General features: G+C 70.1%; 19 protein-coding genes. 7 read left to right on the top strand and 12 right to left on the bottom strand.

All coding sequences use genetic code 11. From position 1 onward, the window contains the following. Window positions 1–40 precede the first annotated feature (40 nt). Window positions 41–1,615: a TIGR03086 family metal-binding protein gene (locus OG858_RS01800; RefSeq protein ID WP_319315510.1), complete on the top strand. Its 1,575-nt coding sequence runs from the start codon at window positions 41–43 to the stop codon at window positions 1,613–1,615. 260 nt (window positions 1,616–1,875) lie between these two features. On the opposite strand, the gene OG858_RS01805 is transcribed toward OG858_RS01800, so the two are convergent. From OG858_RS01805 to OG858_RS01825, 5 genes are all read right to left on the bottom strand, one after another. Next, window positions 1,876–3,135: an MFS transporter gene (locus tag OG858_RS01805; protein WP_086753389.1), complete on the bottom strand. Its 1,260-nt coding sequence runs from the start codon at window positions 3,133–3,135 to the stop codon at window positions 1,876–1,878. 397 nt (window positions 3,136–3,532) lie between these two features. Then, window positions 3,533–4,369 carry an endonuclease/exonuclease/phosphatase family protein gene (locus tag OG858_RS01810; RefSeq protein ID WP_086753391.1) on the bottom strand — a complete coding sequence of 279 codons (837 nt, stop codon included), beginning with the start codon at window positions 4,367–4,369 and terminating at the stop codon, window positions 3,533–3,535. Window positions 4,370–4,944: 575 nt separating this feature from the next. Beyond that, on the bottom strand, window positions 4,945–5,337 hold the full coding sequence (locus OG858_RS01815) for a hypothetical protein (protein ID WP_328545204.1): 393 nt from the start codon (window positions 5,335–5,337) through the stop codon (window positions 4,945–4,947). Window positions 5,338–5,932: 595 nt separating this feature from the next. Next, window positions 5,933–7,039 (bottom strand): hypothetical protein, encoded by a 1,107-nt coding sequence (locus OG858_RS01820; RefSeq protein WP_328545203.1) that lies wholly within the window; start codon window positions 7,037–7,039, stop codon window positions 5,933–5,935. A gap of 390 nt (window positions 7,040–7,429) precedes the next feature. Beyond that, window positions 7,430–8,056: a class I SAM-dependent methyltransferase gene (locus OG858_RS01825; protein WP_319269035.1), complete on the bottom strand. Its 627-nt coding sequence runs from the start codon at window positions 8,054–8,056 to the stop codon at window positions 7,430–7,432. Between the two features lie 305 nt (window positions 8,057–8,361). Between OG858_RS01825 and OG858_RS01830 the strand changes: the two genes are divergently transcribed. Continuing rightward, the gene (locus OG858_RS01830; protein WP_319269032.1) at window positions 8,362–8,808 is read left to right on the top strand and encodes a pyridoxamine 5'-phosphate oxidase family protein; all 447 of its coding nucleotides are present in this window, start codon (window positions 8,362–8,364) and stop codon (window positions 8,806–8,808) included. A gap of 402 nt (window positions 8,809–9,210) precedes the next feature. Next, window positions 9,211–10,359, top strand: a complete 1,149-nt coding sequence (locus OG858_RS01835) for a hypothetical protein (RefSeq protein ID WP_328545202.1) — start codon at window positions 9,211–9,213, stop codon at window positions 10,357–10,359. Between the two features lie 435 nt (window positions 10,360–10,794). Here OG858_RS01835 and OG858_RS01840 read toward each other — a convergent pair whose 3' ends face one another. Then, window positions 10,795–11,673 carry an LLM class flavin-dependent oxidoreductase gene (locus OG858_RS01840; RefSeq protein WP_319269028.1) on the bottom strand — a complete coding sequence of 293 codons (879 nt, stop codon included), beginning with the start codon at window positions 11,671–11,673 and terminating at the stop codon, window positions 10,795–10,797. Window positions 11,674–11,926: 253 nt separating this feature from the next. Here OG858_RS01840 and OG858_RS01845 point away from each other — a divergent pair, with 253 nt between their 5' ends. Together OG858_RS01845 and OG858_RS01850 are read left to right on the top strand one after the other, a co-directional pair. Beyond that, on the top strand, window positions 11,927–12,325 hold the full coding sequence (locus OG858_RS01845; RefSeq protein WP_256960466.1) for a hypothetical protein: 399 nt from the start codon (window positions 11,927–11,929) through the stop codon (window positions 12,323–12,325). Beyond that, a complete protein-coding gene (locus OG858_RS01850) occupies window positions 12,285–12,728 on the top strand; it encodes a sigma-70 family RNA polymerase sigma factor family protein (protein ID WP_328545201.1) in 444 nt (147 codons plus the stop codon). The genes OG858_RS01845 and OG858_RS01850 overlap by 41 nt, the downstream gene beginning before the upstream one ends. Before the next feature lie 61 nt (window positions 12,729–12,789). On the opposite strand, the gene OG858_RS01855 is transcribed toward OG858_RS01850, so the two are convergent. Together OG858_RS01855 and OG858_RS01860 are read right to left on the bottom strand one after the other, a co-directional pair. Continuing rightward, window positions 12,790–13,629 carry an aldo/keto reductase gene (locus tag OG858_RS01855; RefSeq protein WP_327749399.1) on the bottom strand — a complete coding sequence of 280 codons (840 nt, stop codon included), beginning with the start codon at window positions 13,627–13,629 and terminating at the stop codon, window positions 12,790–12,792. 253 nt (window positions 13,630–13,882) lie between these two features. Then, complete coding sequence (locus OG858_RS01860; RefSeq protein WP_086748814.1) at window positions 13,883–14,215, bottom strand: cupin domain-containing protein; 333 nt, start codon at window positions 14,213–14,215, stop codon at window positions 13,883–13,885. Between the two features lie 575 nt (window positions 14,216–14,790). Here OG858_RS01860 and OG858_RS01865 point away from each other — a divergent pair. Continuing rightward, window positions 14,791–15,231, top strand: coding sequence for a maltose acetyltransferase domain-containing protein (locus tag OG858_RS01865; RefSeq protein WP_328545200.1), 441 nt, complete (start codon window positions 14,791–14,793; stop codon window positions 15,229–15,231). Window positions 15,232–15,296: 65 nt separating this feature from the next. Here the strand turns inward: OG858_RS01865 and OG858_RS01870 are convergent, their stop codons facing one another. After that, window positions 15,297–16,226: a sensor histidine kinase gene (locus OG858_RS01870; RefSeq protein WP_179201028.1), complete on the bottom strand. Its 930-nt coding sequence runs from the start codon at window positions 16,224–16,226 to the stop codon at window positions 15,297–15,299. Then, complete coding sequence (locus OG858_RS01875; protein WP_256960467.1) at window positions 16,223–16,582, bottom strand: hypothetical protein; 360 nt, start codon at window positions 16,580–16,582, stop codon at window positions 16,223–16,225. The genes OG858_RS01870 and OG858_RS01875 overlap by 4 nt, the downstream gene beginning before the upstream one ends. Before the next feature lie 287 nt (window positions 16,583–16,869). Here OG858_RS01875 and OG858_RS01880 point away from each other — a divergent pair, with 287 nt between their 5' ends. Beyond that, the gene (locus OG858_RS01880) at window positions 16,870–17,721 is read left to right on the top strand and encodes an RNA polymerase sigma factor SigF (protein WP_086748815.1); all 852 of its coding nucleotides are present in this window, start codon (window positions 16,870–16,872) and stop codon (window positions 17,719–17,721) included. A 123-nt stretch (window positions 17,722–17,844) separates the two neighbouring features. Here the strand turns inward: OG858_RS01880 and OG858_RS01885 are convergent, their stop codons facing one another. Both OG858_RS01885 and OG858_RS01890 read right to left on the bottom strand, forming a co-directional pair. Further along, window positions 17,845–18,261, bottom strand: a complete 417-nt coding sequence (locus OG858_RS01885; protein WP_086754331.1) for an ATP-binding protein — start codon at window positions 18,259–18,261, stop codon at window positions 17,845–17,847. Window positions 18,262–18,353: 92 nt separating this feature from the next. Continuing rightward, on the bottom strand, window positions 18,354–20,879 hold the full coding sequence (locus OG858_RS01890) for a SpoIIE family protein phosphatase (RefSeq protein WP_327749396.1): 2,526 nt from the start codon (window positions 20,877–20,879) through the stop codon (window positions 18,354–18,356). Between the last annotated feature and the right edge of the window lie 64 nt (window positions 20,880–20,943).

Below are 20,943 nucleotides of genomic sequence, written 5' to 3' on the forward strand. Positions count from 1 at the left end.
TGTTGACTCTCCCTTCGTGGGAGACCTCAGGGTGGAGCCTATGCACGTCGGTGACAACATCTTCTGGAGCATCGGAGAGGTCGCGCGGAAGACCGGACTGTCGGTGAAACTGATCCGCCACTGGTCCGACGTCGGGATCATCCACCCGGCACACCGCACCCCGGCCGGCTACCGGCTGTACGGCCCCGAAGCCCTCTCCCGCCTGCAGCTGGCACAGACACTGCGCGGGCTGGGGCTGGGACTGGCCACGATCCGGGCCGTACTGGAGCGCGAGGACACCCTGTCGCAGGTGGCCGCGACCCACATCGACGCGCTGGAGACGCAGATCCGCGCACTGCGAACGCAGCAGGCCGTGCTGCGCTCCGCCATCCGCCGCGACACCACTGCCGAGGGGCTCACCGCCATGACCGAGCTGGCGCACATGTCGGCCGCCGAACGCCGGGCCGTCATCCAGGACTTCGTCACGGAAACGCTGGGAGAACTGAACGTACCCACCTACCGGCGCGGCCTGCTCGCGGCCACCCCGGACCTGCCCGCCCAGGCCACCGACGAACAGGTGGACGCCTGGCTCGAACTGGGCGTACTCGTCACGACCCCAGCCCTGCGCGCCGGCTTGCGACGCATGGCCCTCTACGCCGCCGAGCACCACCCGGGCGAGCACGACGACAACGCGCTGCGGGAGGCGGAGCGCGTCACGGACGACTGGCTGCGGCGGGTGGACACCGCGAGGGACCAGGGAATCGCCCCGGACTCACCGGCGGCCGACCTCGTCGTCACCGCCGTCATGGGGACGTGGATCCCCACACAGACCGCCTCCGACGGAATCACACCGGTCGACGATGCCGAGGCCAGGTCCCTGCTCCTGCGCCAGCTCGAGGTCGCCTCCGACCCGCACATGGAGCGGTACTGGCAACTGCTGTGCGTCATCAACGGACACCCCGTGCGACCCAGCATGGCGGCAGCCGGCCAGTGGCTCACCACGGCACTGCGGGCGCACCCCGAACCCGGTGCACGAGCCGCGCAGCTCGACGCGCTGTACGACGCCGGGGAGAACACGTGGGAACCGGTCGGCGTGCTCCACGCCTGCGACGAGGTTCTTGATGCGGTCGGCGTGCTCGTCTCCGCCGTGGAACCGGAGCAGTTCGACCGACCGACGCCCTGTGCCGACTGGGACGTACGCACTCTCCTCAACCATCTGGTCTGGGAAAACCTGTTGTGGGCCTCGTTGGCCGACGGAGCCCCTCGCTCCGACTTCACCGCCGACCACATCGGGGCCGACCACGTCGCCGCATTCCGTTCCGCGTCCCGGGCCGCACGGTCGGCCTTCGGCCGCCCAGGCATGCTCGACCAGCGCTACGGCCCCGCACCCGGGCGACGACTCGTCGAACAGCTGGTCATCGAGATGCTGGTCCACGGCTGGGACCTGGCCCAGGCCGTCGGACACCCCTACGACACCGTCCAGCACCTCGCCGTGCCAGCCCTCCCCGTCGTACGGGAGATCTACGGCCCCCTGCCCCGGACCCCGGCCGGCTCCTTCGCCGCACCGCAGCCGGCACCCGCGAACGCCACCCCGCTCGACCACCTGGCTGCCTACCTGGGCCGCATCGTCACCTGACGATTGCTCACCCCGCAGTCCGCAGGGTGAGGTCCCGGGCCGATGCGTCGAGGACTCTCAGAAGATGCCACCGCTGATCACCACGTGCTGTCGCCGAATCAAGGCTGTGACCAGTGAGAATTCCTGGTATCCAGTGCGGGTCGGGTAGACCGTCGCCGAGAGAGGTCGCACTGCGGGCACCTGGATCACCGCGGGCACATTGCACATTGGGGGCGCTGCGCCCCTGGGCACGACCCCAGGCGGTCTGTTCATCCAGCCACTCAGTCCGGTGCGGCCACCGGGGACTCCGCGTGCCGAAATCCCGGCAGAATCAGGCACAGCCCGGCCGCAATGGCGGTCGTGGCGGCGAAGGCACCTACGGCCCAGGCGCCGGACACGTTCTGGATGATCAGGCCGGCGATCAGTGGTGCCAGTGTCGCCAGCGCGGTGGCCGCCATGATCACGGTGCTGATGACCCGGCCGCGCATGTCTTCCGGCGCGTTGCGAAGCACCACGGCTACCAGCGCGCCGTTCGCGGACGGCGCGAGCAGCAGCGCCAGGGCGACCGGCGCCGCCACCAGCGGTGACGGGATGAGCAAGGCGGCGGCGCCGAACAGCAGGGCTCCTGCCAGGGTGATCGTGGTGGTCAGCGTTGCCAGGTGCATGCGCCCTTGCAGCCGGGGGGCGACCACGGCACCGAGCAGCCCGCCTGCCGCGATGGCTGCCTGCACCAGGCCGATCACCACGCTGGAAGTGCCGCCCTGGTGCATCGCGAGGGTGATGCTGAAAATCACGCCGGTGAAGGAGAAGTTCACCAGAGGTGTCTGGATCACCGCCGCTCGCAGGACTGGCACCTGCCAGACGAGCTGCAGGCCGTCGGTCACCTCCCGCCACAACGGCTTGCGCCCGGCCGCGTTCTCCGGGCGGAACCGTCCGCGGATCCGGCTCACCATGCACGACGAGACGGCGAAGGAGACGGCGTCGGCCAGGAAGGGGACGGCCCGGCCAACCCCGAAGAGCAGCCCCCCGAGCGCCGGGCCGGCCAGGCTGGCACCGTACGTCCGGCCTTCGGTGGCAGCCCACGCCTGCTCGAGTTGCTCGTCCGGCACAATTCCCGGAAGAGCGGCGGCGGCGGACGGGTCGAAGAGGGCACCGGCGGCGCCCTCGATCAGGCTCACGGCCAGGACCACCTGCCAGGACGCGAGATCCAGCACGATCAGGATGGCGAGCAGAGCCAGCAGGACGGCGCGCACGATGTCGCAGATGATCATCGTCAGCCGCCGGTCGAACCGGTCCGACAGCGCTCCGGCGGGCAGTTGCAGGCACAGCATGGTGATCGCCCGCGCCGTACCCACCACCCCGGCGAGCACTACCGAGTGGGTCAGGGCCAGGATCAGCAGCGGGTAGGCAATCCCGCTGATCTGCGTGCCGGTATCGGACAGCAGCTGGCCGATCCACAACATCCGGAAGTCCTTGTTGCGCCGCAGCGGAACCTGCCGCGTCCCATCAGCTGCTGTCTCGATTCCGCCGGCGTCGCTCACCCTCAATACGATAGGCGTCTAGATCGTGACCACCGGAGGCCGAGAACTGACCGCAGCCTCCCTCCCGCCGCCGACCGCCGGAACCAACAGTGATCGACATCGACGGAGCAGGCCGCAACCTCACAGGCAGAGGAAGACAATGGACGTCCGCAGGACCGATCATCGGAGGTCAACTTGCCGTTCAAGCACGGTCTTTCGCCCTGGCGGCGAAACCCCGCCTGTTGCCCTGCTCCGCAGGAGCTTCGATTCCTCCCCGCCCTGAAGGACGGGGCATCCTCGAAGGAGATCAGGTGAACAGGCGGCCAGTCGCACGCTCTCGTCCTATCCCCACCAACCCTGACGATCGCTCGACGGATCGCGCCAAGAGCTCCGAGAGGCCGACGACCGTAAGAGCGAATCAAGTTGGGTCCACGTCGGCGTGGAACAGATGGTGGTCCGAAGACTCGGAGGGCTGCACCCGGTGCCCGAGCGGGGCGACGCCCCGTAGGAAGATGTAGTCGAACTTGCTTTGCCAGTCGGTGGTCAGACCGCAGGCGCCGGCGGACGGGGGACGACATTCGGGGTCCGCGTCCGCGGCCAGTGTCCACATCCGGGCGAGTTCGGGGGCTTCCGGCACCGCGTTGAAGTCACCGAGAACTATCGCGCGGTCGTACCGGGCGACTTCGGCGGCGAGCACATCGATCTGGTCCGCCCGGACCGCCTCCTGACGCCGCTGGGCAAGGTGCGTGTTGAAGACCCGCATCGGCCGACCTCCCACCTCGGTAGTGACCGCCATGTACCCACGGTCCTCCGACCCACCCTCCGGGTACTGCACGCTGACGTGGTCCGTCAACGGCGCCGCCGAGAGAATGGCCTGCCCGAAGCCTCCCGGATTCCACGGCACTCCCCCGCACCGGCCCCAACTCCGAAGAACCGACCCGTACTCGACGTGATAAACCAGCCCGTGAAAACTCTCCAGATACTCCCGGATTCTCTCCACGTCACGCACGCACGCCTCCTGCAGGCCGATGACCTGGGGCGCGACCGCGGCGATCTCGGCAGCCCGGTCAACATTGCTCGCATCGCAAGGGTTGCAGATGTTCCATGTCATCACCCGGTTCGGAACGACATCCTTGACGGCATCGACGGGCGAGGACCTACCGAAGAGGGCGTCGCTCGGTGCGCTGGGGCCGACGAGCACCATGCAGGCCACGATCACGGCGCCCGCGAGCAACCGCGTGTCCCTTCCGAACACCGCTGCCTCCTCAAGTTAGATCTATATGGCACCTGATGCCTCCGTCTCCACGCACGAGGCGAAGACGGGGGTAGTCAGCAAACCATGCTTCCGGGCCTTCACCAGACTCTCCGCCGAGGCTTGCCCACCACCACCACTGCGTCAGGAACCGGGGCCGTCGAACTCGAGGCACGCGTCGCGCCCAGCGGAGAGCCGAACGTGGCCGCCGGAGTCCAGAAGGTCTCTCACACCGCGCGGGCTCCAGCGGGCGCGCCCTCACCGTCCGGTCCGGCCTGAGCCGCATTCTCCCCACCGAGGACGACCACCCGAGGCGGCCCGGTGATCGAGGCAGCCGGTGACGGAGTTGGCTTTCCGGTTCCCGCCGTTGCATTCGAAGCCCAGCGGCGGGCATCGTCGACGCCGTGGTCGGCGGTCTCGTAGGCGAAGGGGACCAGCCATCGCGTGACGAGGGTGACGAATGCGGAGGCGGCGTAGCCGGATCCGGTTAAGGACGTCTCGCCGTTCACCGAACTAGTGCCTGCGTGGTGTGCGCCTCACTGTGCCGGACAAGACGCTCCTGAAGCACAGCTCGTTCTTCATCTTCCGTCTGAGACCGGGGAGGTCGGGCCCATGAAGGCGTCAAGTCGGTTGATGATCCTGCGGAGCTCGCGGGCAGCCTTCGGCGACAACGCTTGTATCACGCCTTCGAGTAGAGCGCGTCGTTCGAGAGGGTTGCCGCAGCAGTACCAGTGCACGTTGCCGTACTCGTAGTCGTGCCAGAGTTGGCGCTCGGGAAGGTGGACGTACTCCTTCCACAAGTGCAACGCCTCGCTGGTGTCTCCCGGCTGGAGGTAGTTCCGCGTACGTTCAAGGCGAACGATCTCGGAGAGTGCCCGCGGCGAGAGGCGGTCGACGGCCGGTGTTGCGCCCTGCGACCGGCGGCGGTCCGGGACCTGGGCCCGGATGCGTCCTGGCCGTCTACGCGGCATGGACCTTTCGGTGAGTCGTCATGCTGTGCATGCTGCCACAATCTCGCAACACTGTCTCAAACTTGATGTCGACCCCACTGCCGGAACGACTGGCCGAGCGGGTCAGGAGCAAACCAGGTGCCGATACCTGAGCCGTGGAAGCAGGATCCCCGCATGTCCACCGAAGTGAGCGGGATGATCGAAGGTCGACCCGGGGCCCGTCTCTGGGGCCCCGACAACGAAGACTCCCGTTGGCACCCCGGCATCGGCCTCTTCCTGGTCAACAACAGCAACGCCTACGACGCCATCGGCGGTCTCTTCGGCATCCGCAACCACCTCGGCTTCCGCCCTCCCGCCGAAGGCCGCGGCCTTCCAAGCGACGCACTCCCCGCGACGAAAGCGGGAAGGCATTCCGACTGCTGGTCGCGCTCCTCACGATCGCCGACGGACGACGCCGCGAGTGATGCTGCTCCGCCGGGTGCGGTCACTGGTGGCGCTGACTGTCCGTCGCCGGCTGGACCCTCCGCGCCGTCGGCGCCTGCACACGGCTCGGCTCCTGTATCGGGCGCGTACGTGACCCCGAATGCTGGGGTGCTGGTGCCATCTTTCGAGCCGGCTAGAAGAGACGAGCGCGCCTGTCCTGCGTGACGCTCTCAAGGATCTCGCGCAGCCAGGAGCTGCGAACAGCCGGCAGCCGGACCAGGGTGTGCTGGAACGCTTGCGCGTCCACCCGGAAGCGGTGCCGGGGGCGCGGCGCGGGCGGGTCGTCGCGGAGTACGCCGTCGGGCATGACGCCCGACGCGGGGGCGGGCAGGGGCGGCTGAGGGAAGGCCAACCACAGCCACACCCCGAACGGCAGCGGCACCGGGTACTCCGAGGCAGCCGCGTTGACCGGGGTCCAGGTCTCCCCCGTCTGCGGATGGACCGGCACGAAGAGGATGTCGGCGTGCGCGTGGGGGGTGGGCCGCCCCGGTCCCGTCAGGACGGCGCGCCGCGGCGCCGGACCCGCGGGGAGCAGGGCGTCCAGGGTGCGTCGGAACAGTTCCGCGATCAGGCCGTCCGGGACGGTCACCGGCCGGCCTTCCGAGGCCGCCAGCAGGTGGGCGAGTGCTCGGCCGGCTGCCGCCGCCCACTGCGGGCTCCATGACCACCACTGGTTCGGCCCCAGCCGCGCTGCCCACGTGGTGATCGGCTCGAACGGGGGCGTGCCCTTCCCCTCTGCCATCAGCTCCGCCCAGGAGAGCGGTACGGCGCCAGTGTCGTCGACGCGGCGGCCACGCACGGCGTTCGGGGCGAGCCACACCGACTGCCAGAGCGAGCAGTCGTCGATCCTGCTCGCCACGGGCAGGCCGCACGCCTCGCAGGCCATGTTGGGGCCGTCGGCCCCGTCGAGGCCGCAGCAGTAGCCACCGCCCTTCTCCGGGATCAACAAGGTGCCGCGTGTATCTCCGGGTGCGATGACGATCGCGCCGGGCGCGCCGTCGGACAGGGCGTAGACCGGCGCATGGATGCCGCGGGCCGCCGCCTCGTCCGGATCGATCTCCTCCCACCTCCGCCACGGCGGCCCCCAGGGATCCGGATCCACGGCGAACGTTCCCGACTCCATGAGCACCGGGAGCTGCAACCCGTTCCCGAACTGCTGATGGGCGTGAACCGGCAGGACGACCTGGGACAGCGGGGCGGTCAGCCTTGCGCCACACCCCGCACACACAAAAACGAACAAATGTCCTCCATCTTGGAAACAGAGGAATAGTCGCAGCACAGCGGCGGCCGGCCAACACGTTTTGGTCCGCCGCGAGTCCAGAGCGCCACCGCGGTGCAGAGCGTCATCCGGCGCGTCGGACTTCTGAGCTGGAGGTGGCGCGCGCAAGGCAAGCCTGTCTACCGGTACTTGGTGGGGGTGAACTTGCGCATCGGTCGCCCAGCGGCGGAAGAGATGAACTCCACCAGATCATCGGCTCCCCGCGGAAACCCGACGGTGGCGGTGCCACCCGGCCTGCGGCCTGCCGACCGCCCAACCACTGCTGCCGTGCCGGCGCGATACGAACGCGTCGACGTACGCAGCGAGCGGCACAGCATCCGCTGGACAGAACGGCCGCCGACAGGCGCGGACTCAGGTGGTGGGGCGGGAGTGCACGCTGACGGCGTAACCGCAGCCTTGGTAGTAGGGGTCACCGCTCCAGGTGGCGTAGCGCTGTCGCAGGGTCAGTCCGGCCTGGGTGCACCAGTGGTCGAACTCCGCGAGGGTCACCGGCGGTTCGGGCAGTGGCAGGTGTGCCGCGTCCAGTCCCATGCCCGTGACCAGCAGTCCGCCGGGACGCAGTGCGGCGGCCAGCTGCCGCACGACGGCTGATTCGGTGCCGGGGGCAAGCAGAGGGATGACGTTTCCGGCGGCGAGTGCCAGGTCGAAGCCCGGTTTCAGGCCGAGGGTGTCCAGGCGGGCCAGGTCGCCGAGGAGCCATTCCTGTGTGGGGGCGTCGCGGCGGGCGACGGCGAGCATCGAGGGGTCGACATCCACGCCGGTGCACAGGTGGCCCAGTTCGGCGAGTCGGATCGCGATCCGACCGGTGCCGCAGCCGGCGTCGAGTATCCGGGAGGCGGGCTTCAGCAGCGCGGCGCAGAAGGCCGCCTCGCCGTGGATGTCCTGGCCCGATTCGGCCAGCCGCGCGAAACGCCGGGAGTACTCCTCCCCGGCTTGTCCGCCGGTGAGTTCCGCCCAACGGTCGCGTTGCCCGGTCATGTGCGACGTGCCTTCCGGTCAGCCTCGCCCAGCAGGGGAGAGGACGGTACATCGCACTTTACGCTCGTTCGAACGGGCCCGCGCCCCTCGGCATCGACCACCTCGGTCCTTCCCTTCGAGTACCGCAACTCAGACGCCTCCCCCGGACGCCGGGACTACGCCGATGACCGCGACGAGCTTCGCACCGACGGAGAGTGAGCATCGGAACGCCGGGCCCGGCCACGGCCCGCTCGGCCTCCGTGGGGCTCTGGTCCTACGTCGTAGGTCGGTGGGCAAGGGGCGTGTGGCACCGCAGGATTGGCGATGTGACAGCCAGTAGCTTCGATGTGGACACGTTCCTGCAGCAGCCGCTCACCGCTCGCATCGCCACCAGCGGGCCCACGGTGCGCCCCGTCTGGTTCCTGTGGGAGGACGGCGCCTTCTGGGTACTGACGGGCCCATGGGCCCGTTTGTTCGACCGCGTGAAGAACGACCCGCGCGTCGCGCTCGTGGTCGACGAATGCGATCTCGTGACGGGACGCGTTCAACAGGTGATCGCCCGGGGGCAGGCCGAGCTCGTGCCGTTCGACGTGCCGAGGGGCCGACGTAAGCTGACCCGCTATCTGGGAGCGGACGAGGCTCTGTGGGATGCCCGGTTCGTGCGCTATCTGCACGACGACCCCGGCGAACGAGGCACGAGATGGCTGCGTTTGACGCCTGCCTCGCTCACGGTCCAGGACCTCAGCTACTCCGTCGCCCCATCCCGGGACTGACGCAAAGGAGATGGGCTCCGGCGGCGGTGCTCTCGGTGAGGCCGACCGGGTTGCTGGAGCCGGGGACAGCCAACTCGTGAGGTCCGCGATACGGGGTCGCGTGCCGGACGGCAACGGCGGCTCGGCCGGCGGTCAACCCCGCGGACGCGGTGCACCCCGTCCGAGGTGACGACACGGCGGACGAGTCGGGTGTGACCCACGTCACCTCGAAGCGCGAGTCCCTCCCCGGCCGGGACACGTGTTCCGACCGGGGAGATGAGCACCGGTGGGTGTCTCCGCGAAGGTCGCTCAGCACAGGCGGGACCCCCGGCCGGGACCCCGGGCGGGACCCCGGTTGATGTCCGTCGGGCCACGGCGAGGATACTGGTACACGCACGTGTGCCCCTGCTCCCCGATGGACTCATGCCGACTTCCCCCACCGCCCGTCCCACCACTCCTCCCACGGTGTGGCCGGCTCGCGGCCGCCACGTCGGACCCGACGCGGAAGACGTACTCCGTCGCACCCTGCGACAGCTCAAGGACAGCCAGGTCATCGACGACTTCCTGGAGGTTCCCGACGCCGTGGGCGACTCGCCGGAGCCGGTCTTCGAGGCCCGTTGGCGGGTTCCACACGAGGTGACCGTACGCGCCCGGCTGAGCCTCGCGCCCGACCTGGGCGGCGGGCGCGAGTGGACCCTGCTCGCGGAGGCGGAGCAGCCGTGGGACCCGGCGTGGCCGTCCCCCGTCACCCGGTTCTGGCCGGAGTACGGCGACTGGGACCACGACGCCGCCACAGGCGTTTCGCTGAGCAGGATCAACACCCTGCCCGAGGACGACAAGGACGTGAGGCGCCTACTCAGGGACTCCGGGCACGGCGGATGGTGTGTCCACGTCGTCGTCCACGAGGCAATGACCACGGACGAGCGCGGTCGGCTGCCCGTGGCGCGATGGCTGCCGCCGAGCCTGCGTCACCGCGTCGTGGAACACCGGGCCGCGCCGCATCAGCTGCGGGTCGTGAACTGGGCGGTGCGGGAGTTCGACGTGGAGGTGCCGCGCGGCGGTGCGGTGGTGCTGCCCGGCACCCCGGCCCCGCCCGGCTATGACGCCGAGGACTTCACCGTACGAACAGTGTTCCTGGACGGTTCCGAGCCGACCGACCTCGTCGCGGCGGTGAAGCGGTTCACCACCCTGGCGCAGCCGCTGCCGGACGGTGCCGAGGAGGCCCTCACCGCGCTGCGCAAGGACTGGCATCTCCTCACGCTCGAAGAGGAACTCGCCAGGGAACGGCAGCGGGTGGCCGTGTACGCCGAGGCGCTGAAGGCCATGACGGAGTCCCGGGACCTTTACCGGGAGGCGACCGAGCGCGCCCACGAGGCGCTCGCCGCCTACCGCGAGGCCGCCGAGGCCGCTCCCGCCGCCCAGCAGCCGTCCGGGACGCCGACGGCATCCGCGTTCCAACAGCTGACACGCACACTGGACCGCCTCAAGGACAGCGCCAAAACCCTTCGCCCCGCCGCCAAGGCCCAGGGCGAGAAGGACACCGACAACCAGTCGACCGGTTCCGAGCACTGACCCGTCGGCACCGGAGGGCCGTCCGGGATACACGGCCAGGAGCGGGGCGAGCCACACGCCGACGCCCGCCGGAAGGCGCCCGCCCGTACGGCGGGTGAGCACGTCCCGTAGCGCTTCGTCTCGCCCGCAGAGCTCGGGCTGCGAGACACCGTGCCCAGCCCGAGGAGCGACTGGAACTCATCTGCACGGACACGCGCTCGATGACCACGTCCTGACGTGCGGCGAACCGGCGGAGTCGATCGAACCGGCGGAGTCGATGCGAACGTACGGAAGGTCGCATGTCCGGATCGGTCAGGAGGGAGGGCTCGCGGGGTCAGCGCCTCGGCGAGCGGGTCGACGTCGGCGAGCGGGTCGGCGTCGGGTGAGCTGGTCAGTGTCGGTGAACCGCTCCGGCGTGTGGTCACGTATCGACTCCGCGGGGCCCCTCCGTCAGACCTAGGCCGAGGGTGCCTGCCAGGCGCCGAGCACGGCCTCCAACTGCCCCAGCGGATTCTCGCCCACGAAGCGCAGGACGACCGTGTCGGCGCCGGCCCCCGCGAGTTCGCGGATGGCGGCGGCGGCCCGGGAGGCATCGCCGGAGACGGTGAAGACCTCCTCCTGAGAGCGGCCCAGCCAGGCGCCGTGGCCCTCGGTGTGGGGGTGGAGGGTGCGGGCCACCTCGTCGGCGTCGTCGCCGACGCACGCGAAGGCGAAGGCGGTCAGGGTGTGGTCGCCGGTGGCACCCTTGGCGGTCAGCTCGCGGATGTGCTCCAGATCGCGCGGACCGTGGCCCTCGGCGATCAGTGTGCCGTCGGCGACCCGGCCCGACAGTTCGAGGGAGCGGGGGCGCACCACGCCCGCGACGACCGGCGGGACCTCGGTCGGGGGATGCACCAGCTTGACTCCGTCCAGCCGTACTTCGCGCCCCGCCAGTTCGACTCTCTCACCGTGCAGCAGCGCGCGCACGGAGGTGATCGTCTCCTCCAGCAGGGCCAGCGGGGAGCGGGGCGCTACGCCGACCTGGGCCATCCACTCCCGCACGCCGTGCCCGATGCCGGCCACGAGGCGGCCGGGGAACACCCGGGCCAGCGTGGCCAGTTCCATCGCCAGCAGCGCCGGACTGCGCAGCGGAGCCGGAGCGATGCCGATGCCCACCCGCAGGCGATGTGTAGCGCCCAGGGCCACGGCCGCCGCCGTCACGCCGCCGTTCCAGCCGAGGTCCTCCACCACCCACAGGTCGTCCACACCGAGCGACTCGGCCCGCCGCGCGAACTCGGGCAACCCCTCCGGGGCCCAGTCTCGGTCGTGCATCACACCGATCCGTACGTTTGTCATGCGGGGGAACCTACGCGGCGGACGAGGAGCGGATCAACGGCGTTTCCCGCCTGGCGTACATCGGCCGGTCTCCGACGCGGACTCGGCCTCGGGCTGCCCTCACCGGACACGAAGTACCCGAAATGCCGCACCTGCAGCGGGTGGGATGACGAGCAGCGGAGACCGGGGCCTGCGAAGACTGGGAGACCGGGCCTGCGAAGGCTGGCGGAGACCGGGCCTGCGAGGGCTGGCGGAGCCCTGCCAGAGACCTGTTGTGCGGTGCCGCATACAGACCGGCCCCGACCCGGTCTTCCTGAGCACCCTCAAGGCCGACCACGAGGCGTTCACCGCACGGCACCCCGACATCACCGCGGACGCCGACCGGATGCTGCGGAGCATGCTGACGAAACCGAAGACCGAGCACCACGTCGACGGCCTCCACGACCGGGTCGGGCCGCTCGCCCGGCGGGCCCGCCGGCCGGAGCCCAGGAACCGTCTCCGTTCGCCCCATTCGGCTTCCCTCCGCACCCCCAAGGGGAGTGACGCGCGTCACGTCACCCCGTGTCACGTCTCGGCCGACTACGACGGCATCGCCGGGGCGGTGGGCAAAATCCGTGGTGCCGGTGCGCCAGGTGGCACACCGTGCCCGCGAGCACGTGCGGGCGCGGCGTAAACGGTTCGTGCCCTTCGACGCGGCGAAGACCGCGCGGATCACCGAGCAGTTCATGACCGCGGCGGCAACCGGTGACCTGGAGGGGCTGCTCCCGCTCCTCGCGCCGGACGTCACCTGGACCGCGGACAGCGGCGGCAGGACCACCGCGGCGCGTCGGCCGGTGCTGAGAGCGGAGAAGGCGGCCGCGGTCCTCATGGGTATCTTCCGCAGGGGCAGGCCGGCGGGCCCGCGGATCGAGGTGGTCAACTGCAACAACACGCCCGCGCTGGTGGTTCACAGCGGCGACCGCCCCGAAGGTGTCTTCCTGGTCGAGATCACCGGCGGGAAGATCACCGGCATCTACGCCATCCGTAACCCGGACAAGCTCGTCGCGATGGCGGTTCCACGCCGGATCAGCCGGTGAAGAGACCAAGAAGGACGAGACCGGAAAGCCTGACTCCGGTCATGACCGAAGAGGCAGAGCCCTAAGGCGACGGGGTCAGGCGGTCGAGGCGGTCGCGGTGTGCCGGGGTCAGATGGAGGCGTTCCGCGGCGAGGTTCTCTTCCAGGTGGTCGATCCGGGCGGTGCCCGGGATGGGGACGATGACCGGTGAGTGGCCGAGGAGCCAGGCGAGCGCGACCTGCGTGGGGGTGGCGTCGACCTCGGCCGCCACGGCGGCGACCTCGGCCCGCGCCCCCGAGTTTCCCCAGGCCACGGGACGCCACGGCAGGAACGCGATCCCTGCCGCTTCGCAGGCCGCGAGGACGGGCTCGTGCTCGCGGTCGAGCAGGTTGTAGCGGTTCTGCACACTCGCGACGTCGACGACTTCCCGTGCCTCCGCGATCTCTTCGACGGTGACCTCGGACAGCCCGATCCGGCCGATCTTGCCCTCGGTCCGCAGGTCCCGCAGCGTGCCGAGCTGGTCGGCGAGCGGCGTCCGCGGATCGATACGGTGCAGCTGAAGCAGTTCGATCCGCTCGACCCGCAGTCGGCGCAGAGCCTGATCGACCTGATCCCGCAGAACAGCCGGCCTCCCGTCGAGCTTCCACTCCCCTGACGGGCCCGATCGGGCGACGCCGATCTTGGTGGTGATCAACAGCCCGTCCGGGTAAGGGTGCAGGGCCTCGGCCAGGAGTTCCTCGTTGGCTCCCCCGCCATACAGATGCGCGGTGTCGATCAGAGTGACGCCCAGCTCGACGGCCCGTCGGGCGACCGCCAGAGAGGCCTCACGGGCCGGGCCCGGCTCCGTCGGCAAGTGCATGCCCCCGAACCCGAGACGCCGTACCTTCAGATCCCCGCCGATACGAAACACAGTCGATGTCACGTGCTGTCTTCTCCCCCTCGCCCAAGGGGCAACGCTAACAGCCCAGTTGGCCACGGCATCGGTCCCCGGACAAGACCGGCCGACCTGCCCGGTCGAGGGGACGAGCCCCCTGGATACGCGTATCAGGCCGACGTGACGACCCCCGTCCGCGGGTTCAATACGCCCGGCCGCGTCCCCCGACCGTCGCCGCAGAAGCGGTCACGGTCCTTCGCACCGGCGCCCCTCGCATCCCATGCGGCGCATCGACGGCGTCTCAGCCGCCGGCCACGTAGACCTTTCGCAGGGGTGAGCGGACCTCCCACTCGGTCCGCTCACCTGCGTGCAGGCGGACGACAGCGCCGGGGGTCAGCTCGATGCTCTCGCCGGTATCGAAGCGCAGGGTCGCGTCTCCCTCGACCACCACGAAGACCTCGTCGGCCTCGACGTCGCGGACCGTGCCGACCGTCAACGTCCACAGTCCGAATTCCGTGCCCCCGAACTCGCCGAGAGTCTTCGCGGCTGCCACCGGGCTTCCGGCGAGGACGTCGTGCTCGTCCAGTGGCAGTGGGGCGAGCACGACCTCGTGTGCGTTGACGCAACGGTCCATGACGACTCCGTCCCTCGGGATTCAAGATCTGCCAGCCACATTCGATCACGAGGTCCGCCGCCGGGACCGAGGTACCGAGCAGCACTCGTCCGTCCGGGGGCTCCATGCGTGGGTCGACGAGGTGTGCGGTGCTGGGCCTTGCACGATGCCGTGCTGGAGTACGGGCGCACGGCCCTGCGCGACGAGGAACTGGGCGCGCAGTCCGTCGCCACCTACGACGGATGGCTGCAGCTCGTCCGGGACGGCGTACGAGCCGCCGTGGACGCAGGCTTGATCCGCGAGCCGGACGACATCGACGGAGAACGCGTCGGCGCCACCAAACCGACCTGCCCGCTGCCTCTCTCGACTGCCCGCAGATCGCCCGATGACCGCCCCACGGATGCCCAACCCCCGCGTTACCGGCGCCCTACAGGGCATGAGCCGAAGGCGGCTTCCGATCGATGGCGTAGCGCAAGCACTGCACGGTGACCTCGGCGAGGAGAGTCCTCACGGTGCACATAGGCTCTGGGCGCGCGGTCGACCGGAGACGCGTCGGGCCCGTTGCCCGAGCAATTCGACGAAGGGAGCGTCCCGTTGTGACGGATTCTCACGAGGAGGAAGTCCTGGCCCGGATCGCCAAGGGGCTCGTCCACACCGAGTCGGAAGCGGCCTTTCAGGCCCCTCGGCGCCGCACGGAGCAGATCTTCGAGTACAACCACACACCACCGGGCGAAACGGAGAAGCGTCGCTCGCTGCTCGTCGCGATCCTCGGCTCGGTCGGTGAACGCACGGTGCTGCTGCCACCGTTCCACGCCGGGTTCGGCAGCAACGTCCATACCGGCGACGACTTCTTCGGAAACGTGAACCTGACGTTCGCCGACGACGTGGACATCCGCATGCGCCGAGCCGAGCGGCTCCACACCGGACCGGCCGGCGGCTCTTCATCCTTCAGTGCAACGCACAGCCGGGCGTTCGGCCGCCGTGCCGGGCCACACCCGGCGGGTCCACCGTTGATCCGCTCCGGAGTCGGCGGCTGATCCCGAGGCCATGGCCGTCTGTCCGACCGCCGCTAGCAGCAGCCCGTGCGGCGCAGGCAGGCCCGTCAGCGGTTCAGGTAGAAGCGGATGGTGGTGCTGTCCTGCGCGGTGTGAAGGCGTACGAGGTCGGTGATGTAGTGGACGAGCATCAGACCCCGCCCGCCCAACTGGTCGCGAGCCGGTGGCCGACGGCCCGCCAGCGGATCGGTCATCCGGCCGTGGTCGTGGACCTCGCAGACGATCTGTTCGCCCTCGGCCCAGATCCGCAGCGTCCCCGATCCACCGCCGTGCACGACGCTGTTGGTGGTCAGCTCCGCCACCGCCAGCGTCAGATCCTGCAGCCGGTCCTCGGCGAGGCCCAGCTGCTTGGCCTCCCCGACCGCGAAAGTACGGGCCTGCGGGAGTGCTTCCGCGTCGAACGACAGGGACGCGGCTCCGGGCGGGTACGTGAGCGGCTGGTTGTAGTGAGCGACGACCCGCTCGGGGTCGTAGACGTCGCTGGTCAGTTCGACGCCGGTGTCGATGACGACGGGATGGGTGGCGCGTGCGTCGGCGAGCGCCTCCGGTTCCAGGCCCTCCGCGTCGTACGGGCACAGGATCGTCACCTCGCGGCCCTGGAAGGCCGCGTTGATGAGAGCCTCGTGCTGGACGCACGCCGGGTACTCCACGGCCGAGCGGCCGGCCCAGATCGGTTCGCCGATGATCCTCACCCGGTCTGCGGGGTGTGCGTCGGCGAAGGCACGCAGTACGCCGGGGATGATCCGTCCCGGGTTGCGGCCCGCCCGGGTCATGTCGAGGAACGTGACCTCGGCGGCGCTCGCTCCCAACTCGGCCTTGATCAGCTCCAGGTTGGGGCCGGGAACGGCGACCGCGACGGCTTCCCCGGCGGCCAGACCTTCCACGAGGAAGGGCACCGTGCCCGCGGTGTACTGCTCCTTGCCCCGGTAGAACAGCGCGGGGTGCACGAAGGGTTCGCTGCTGGTGGCCGTACTCATCGTCCTGCCACCTCGATCGTCGTAAGGCCGGGCCAGAACATGTGCAGAATGCGCTCCAGCTCCGGCGGCGGACGGTCCACGACGATACGGCCGGCGCCCAGTTGCTGCGCGGTGACCGCCAGCGCCGCCGTGCCGCCCACATCGATGGACATCAGGTCGGCCAGTTCCACGAAGGAGACATCCGTGTGGACGCTCGCCAGATCCTCCAGTCCCTGTTCCCAGAATGAACGGGTGATCACATTGATCTCTCCAGCGGCACGAATACCAGGGCGACCGGACAACGAGCGGATCTCCAGCAGAGCGCCGTCGCCCGACGGCGCCGGAGCCGTCCTGTCCACGCCGTGGGAGACGTCCACGTTCTCTCCCCTGTCTCAGGTGCCGCCGTACGGCGCTTCCCCGTCTCTCCGTTCACCGCGCCTGCTCAACGACGGCTACGGACACCTCATCGTATAACCCGCCGGTGCGCGGAGTGACCGTATGGCTGCTCGTCCATGAGGATGCCGCTGCTCGACGGGCACGGCGGTGAGTGAGCGGAACCGATCGAGAACATGTACGCATGGCCGTGGGTAAACGGGGTAGGCGGCTGGCCGTCGGACCGCGTCACGGGCACAGGCCGGCCGACCTGCGAGGGAGGAAAGCAAGGATGACGGCGACAACGAGTCTGCGGACGAGCGTCGATCACGCCACCGCTCAACTACCGGAAGTCACCGATCCGCTGAAGGTGGCACCGAAGGACGCGCGGTCGCTGTCGAAGCTGTTCTTCGAACAGCTGGCCGTTCTGGAAGAGGGCACGCGCGAGTACCAGTACGCGCGCAACACACTGATCGAGATGAACATCTCCCTCGTCCGCTATGCGGCCGGCCGGTTCCGCAGCCGGGGCGCGGCCGAGATGGAGGACATCGTTCAGGTCGGCATGATCGGACTGATCAAGGCGATCGACCGGTTCGAACTCTCGCGTGAGGTGGAGTTCACCACCTTCGCCGTTCCCTACATCGTCGGCGAGATCCGGCGGTTCTTCCGCGACACCTCGTGGGCGGTGCACGTCCCCCGGCGGCTGAAGGAAGCCCGCGTCGAACTGGCCCGCGCCACCGACGAACTCAGCAGTCGTCTGGGCCGCACTCCGACGGTCAAGGAACTGGCCGAACTGATGAACCTCTCGCAGGAGGAGGTCATCGAAGCGCGCCTGGCCGCCAACGGCTACAACTCCTCCTCCCTCGACGCCGCCATCAACGGCGACGAGACCGGGGAGGCGGCGCTCGCGGACTTCATCGGCGCCGAAGACGCCGGCATGGAGCTGGTCGAGGACTTCCACGCCCTGGCCCCGCTCCTCGCCGAACTGGACGAACGCGACCGGCGGATCATTCACATGCGGTTCGTCGAGGAACTCACCCAGATCCAGATCGCCGAACACCTCGGCTGCTCCCAGATGCACGTCTCGCGCCTGCTCTCCCGAACCCTGAACCGTCTGCGCCGGGGCATGCTCACCACGCACTGAACGAAGCGGCAGCCGACAGTTCCTGCGTCTGGCCACGGCTGTACGCAGGAACTGTGACGTCCGTACCCGGGCACCGCTCCCGCCGTACGCTGGAGCCGTCGGCGGGAGCGGTCGAGCCGGTGCTCAGCTGTCACCTGCCCGGCCCGTGACGGCTGGGCGGAAGCACGCCGACACCGTCTTGCCGTGCCGCTGGCACGTCATCTCCAGCTCATCGGCGAGCATCCGCACGATGCCCACGCCGCGGCCGGAGGTCTCACCGGCCTGCGGATTGCGCTGACGCGGCAGGGTCGGGTCCTCGTCATGGACGCTCACCTGCAGGCATTCGCCGTCCCAGGTGAGGATCAGATGCGCGTCGCTGTGCGCGTGGACATGTGCGTTGGTGAGCAGCTCGGACACGGTCAGGACGACGGCGTCCACCGTCTCGGGCGCAGCGGCGGTCCACGGAAGGGACCCCAACTGCCTCCGCGTCCACTGCCGGCCGGCCTGTACCCCTCCGGACACGGGAAACGAATGCGCCCAGCCCATCGCCTTGATCGCCACCGACTTCCCCGTCCTGTCGTCCGAACCCACCTCGTACATACCATGTGCCCGCCACCCGCGTTCGCAGACGTCCCGTCGACCGGTTCCCTGCCCTAGGCCACCCGGACGCCCACGAGGCAGGTGTCGTCGTCCGTGTCGGACTTGCTGTGGGTGAGCAGGCGGTCCAACTGCTGGTCGAGCGTGCTCGGGACCGTGCGCGCGGCCGTCAGCAGCTGGGCCAGTGACTCCTCCACGGACCGGTCACGGCGTTCGATCAGGCCGTCCGTGTACATCAGCAGGGTGTCTTCGACGGCCAGTTGCACCTCGTGCTCCTCGTACACGGCCTCGGGCAGGGCGCCGAGCAGCAGCCCCTTGACCAGGGGCAGCGGCGTCGCTTCGCCGGCGCGTACCAGGACGGGCGGCAGATGGCCCGCCCTGGCCCAGCGCAGGGTGTGGCGGTCGGGGTCGTACAGGCCGCAGACCGCCGTGGCGGTGACGGCTCCGGTCAGATGGTGGGCCACCATGTTGAGCCAGGACAGCAGCTGCCCCGGGCCGGCCCCGGTCACGGCGAGACCGCGCAGGGCGTTGCGCAAAACGACCATGCTGGTGGCCGCCTCGATGCCGTGTCCGGCGACGTCTCCCACGCACAGCAGCACCAGCCCGGACGGCAGCACGACCGCGTCGTACCAGTCGCCGCCCACCAGGTGCTGGGTCTCCGCGGGCCGGTAGCGCACGGCCACGCGCAGCCCGGGGGCCTCCAGCGGGGCCTGCGCCGGGGGCATGATCGCGTGCTGGAGCTGGAGGGTGAGCCGGTTGCGTTCGCTCGCCTGCTGCTCGGAGTGGGCGAGCTGGTCGCGGGTGGCGGCGAGGGCGACCTCCGTCCAGTGGTGGGCGGAGATGTCCTGATAGGCGCCCCGGACCACGAACAGCCGGCCGTCGGAGTCGAGGACCGGCTCGGCAACCACGCGGATGTGCCGGGTCACGCCGTCGGGCCGCTGGAGCCGGAAGGCCGCGGACGCGGGGCGGCGGTGGTGCAGCAGGGTGCGCAGGAACCTGCCGATGGCGACGGCGTCGTCGGGGTGGGCGTGGGCGGGCAGGTCCTCCAGCGGGACCGGGCCGCTGACGGAGGGCTTGCCGTAGAGACTGTAGAGCTGGCCGTTCCAGGTGATCTCGCCGGTGAGGAGGTTCTCCTCGAAACCGCCGATGCGGCCGAGTCTCTGGGCGTGCTGCAGCAGGCTCGCCAGCCGGGCGGTCTCGTCCTCTATGCGCCAGATGAGCAGGACGCTGCCACCGTGCCGGCTGATGTTGATGTCGGCGACCGCCGCCAGCGGGACGTCCTCCAGCAGGGCGGTGAGCCGCATGCGCCGGGCACGGAACGGCTCACCGGTGGCGTAGACACGTTCGACCTGCTCGAACAGCTCGCCCTCGCCTGCGGCCATCGGATACGTCTCCAGGAGCAGGGCTCCGTTGACGACGCCTCGCGGCCGGCCCACCGGGTCGAGGAAGCGGCTGTTGACGTGCTGGATGCGGAAGTCGACGAGCTCCCCGGTGGCGTCCAGGTGCGGGTGGAGCACCAGGGCGGGGTCGTGCAGGCCGTCGGCCAGGTCCATCAGTTCGGCGACGTCGGGCAGGATCCCGGGACGCGCATCCCCGTCGGGGTGGTGCGGGGCGTAGGTCTCCATCGTGTGGGCGCACAGTTCGGCCAGTGCCTCGACCTGACGGACGATCTGCGGGGGCTGGGCTGCCAGCGGGGTGGGCCAGACGATTTCCAGCACGCCGTGGATGCGGCCGCCGGTGCCCGCGGGGAGGGCGACCCGGCCGCCGTCGGGGTGCTGGTGCCGGCCGATGGAGGGCAGGCCGGTCTCCGACAGACAGCCGATCCACCGACCCGTTCGCTCGCCGAGCCCGTGGCGGGCCACCGTCACCACGCCCGGCGGCACGTACCGCCAGCGTGCCGCCTCCGCGGCCGAGAATCCGGCGCTGCCCGCCAGGGTGAGGGAGCCGTCGGCACCCAGCGCCCAGATGGCCACCGCTTCCGCGCCGAGCGGCGTCAGAGCGTGTTCCAGCAGGGAGTCGGCCACGGCCTGGGCGTCGTGGGCGGCCAGCGCGCCACTCTCGGCGGTCCGCAGCCGTACGGCCATGGAGCCGCCCCCCGACGAGTCGTCGGCGTCGTCGCGGCCCGCCGTGAGCGCCAGGAAGGCGGTCGTCGCTTCGGAGAGCCGGTCGCGCGCGGCTTGGTTGATGACATCGACGGCGAATTCGAGGGGTGTCACGCCCGCTTGTTCGGTCAGCTCGGCCAACTGCCGTGCCGCCTGCGACGGCCCGCACCCGAGCCGCTCGACAAGGATGCCCTTGGCCAGCTCGATCAGGGCACGCCCGTCCGCTTCCGCATGGGCCGCCTGCACCTCGCTGCGCAGTCGCTTCACGGTCGCCGCGAGTCGGCCGACGGGGGAAGGCTGCTCCTTCCCGCCTTCTTCCGGCGGGCCGGCCGCGGCCGGCCCGCCGCCCGGGGCGGCGGACATCGTGTCGGGTGGGTCGTCGGAATGCAGGCCGTTGTCCGCCGTCGGGTCGTCGACGGGCGACTCGTCCGTCGGCGCGCCAGCGTCCTGCGGCCCGTCCGGTTGGTGGGCGTTGCTCACGTTCGACCTGTTCCTCGGCTCGGGTGTCCGGGGACACCACGCGGTGGGCTGGTACGCGGGGCGG

Source organism: Streptomyces europaeiscabiei (assembly GCF_036346855.1).
GTDB lineage: Bacteria > Actinomycetota > Actinomycetes > Streptomycetales > Streptomycetaceae > Streptomyces > Streptomyces europaeiscabiei.

What these genes read in the sequence shown, in the direction of transcription:
- OG858_RS01800 (WP_319315510.1), top strand. Translation starts at nt 41, where the DNA reads ATGCACGTCGGTGACAACATCTTCTGGAGCATCGGAGAGGTCGCGCGG.
- OG858_RS01815 (WP_328545204.1), bottom strand. Translation starts at nt 5,337, where the DNA reads ATGCCGCGTAGACGGCCAGGACGCATCCGGGCCCAGGTCCCGGACCGC.
- OG858_RS01825 (WP_319269035.1), bottom strand. Translation starts at nt 8,056, where the DNA reads ATGACCGGGCAACGCGACCGTTGGGCGGAACTCACCGGCGGACAAGCC.
- OG858_RS01835 (WP_328545202.1), top strand. Translation starts at nt 9,211, where the DNA reads ATGCCGACTTCCCCCACCGCCCGTCCCACCACTCCTCCCACGGTGTGG.
- OG858_RS01840 (WP_319269028.1), bottom strand. Translation starts at nt 11,673, where the DNA reads ATGACAAACGTACGGATCGGTGTGATGCACGACCGAGACTGGGCCCCG.
- OG858_RS01860 (WP_086748814.1), bottom strand. Translation starts at nt 14,215, where the DNA reads ATGGACCGTTGCGTCAACGCACACGAGGTCGTGCTCGCCCCACTGCCA.
- OG858_RS01870 (WP_179201028.1), bottom strand. Translation starts at nt 16,226, where the DNA reads ATGAGTACGGCCACCAGCAGCGAACCCTTCGTGCACCCCGCGCTGTTC.
- OG858_RS01880 (WP_086748815.1), top strand. Translation starts at nt 16,870, where the DNA reads ATGACGGCGACAACGAGTCTGCGGACGAGCGTCGATCACGCCACCGCT.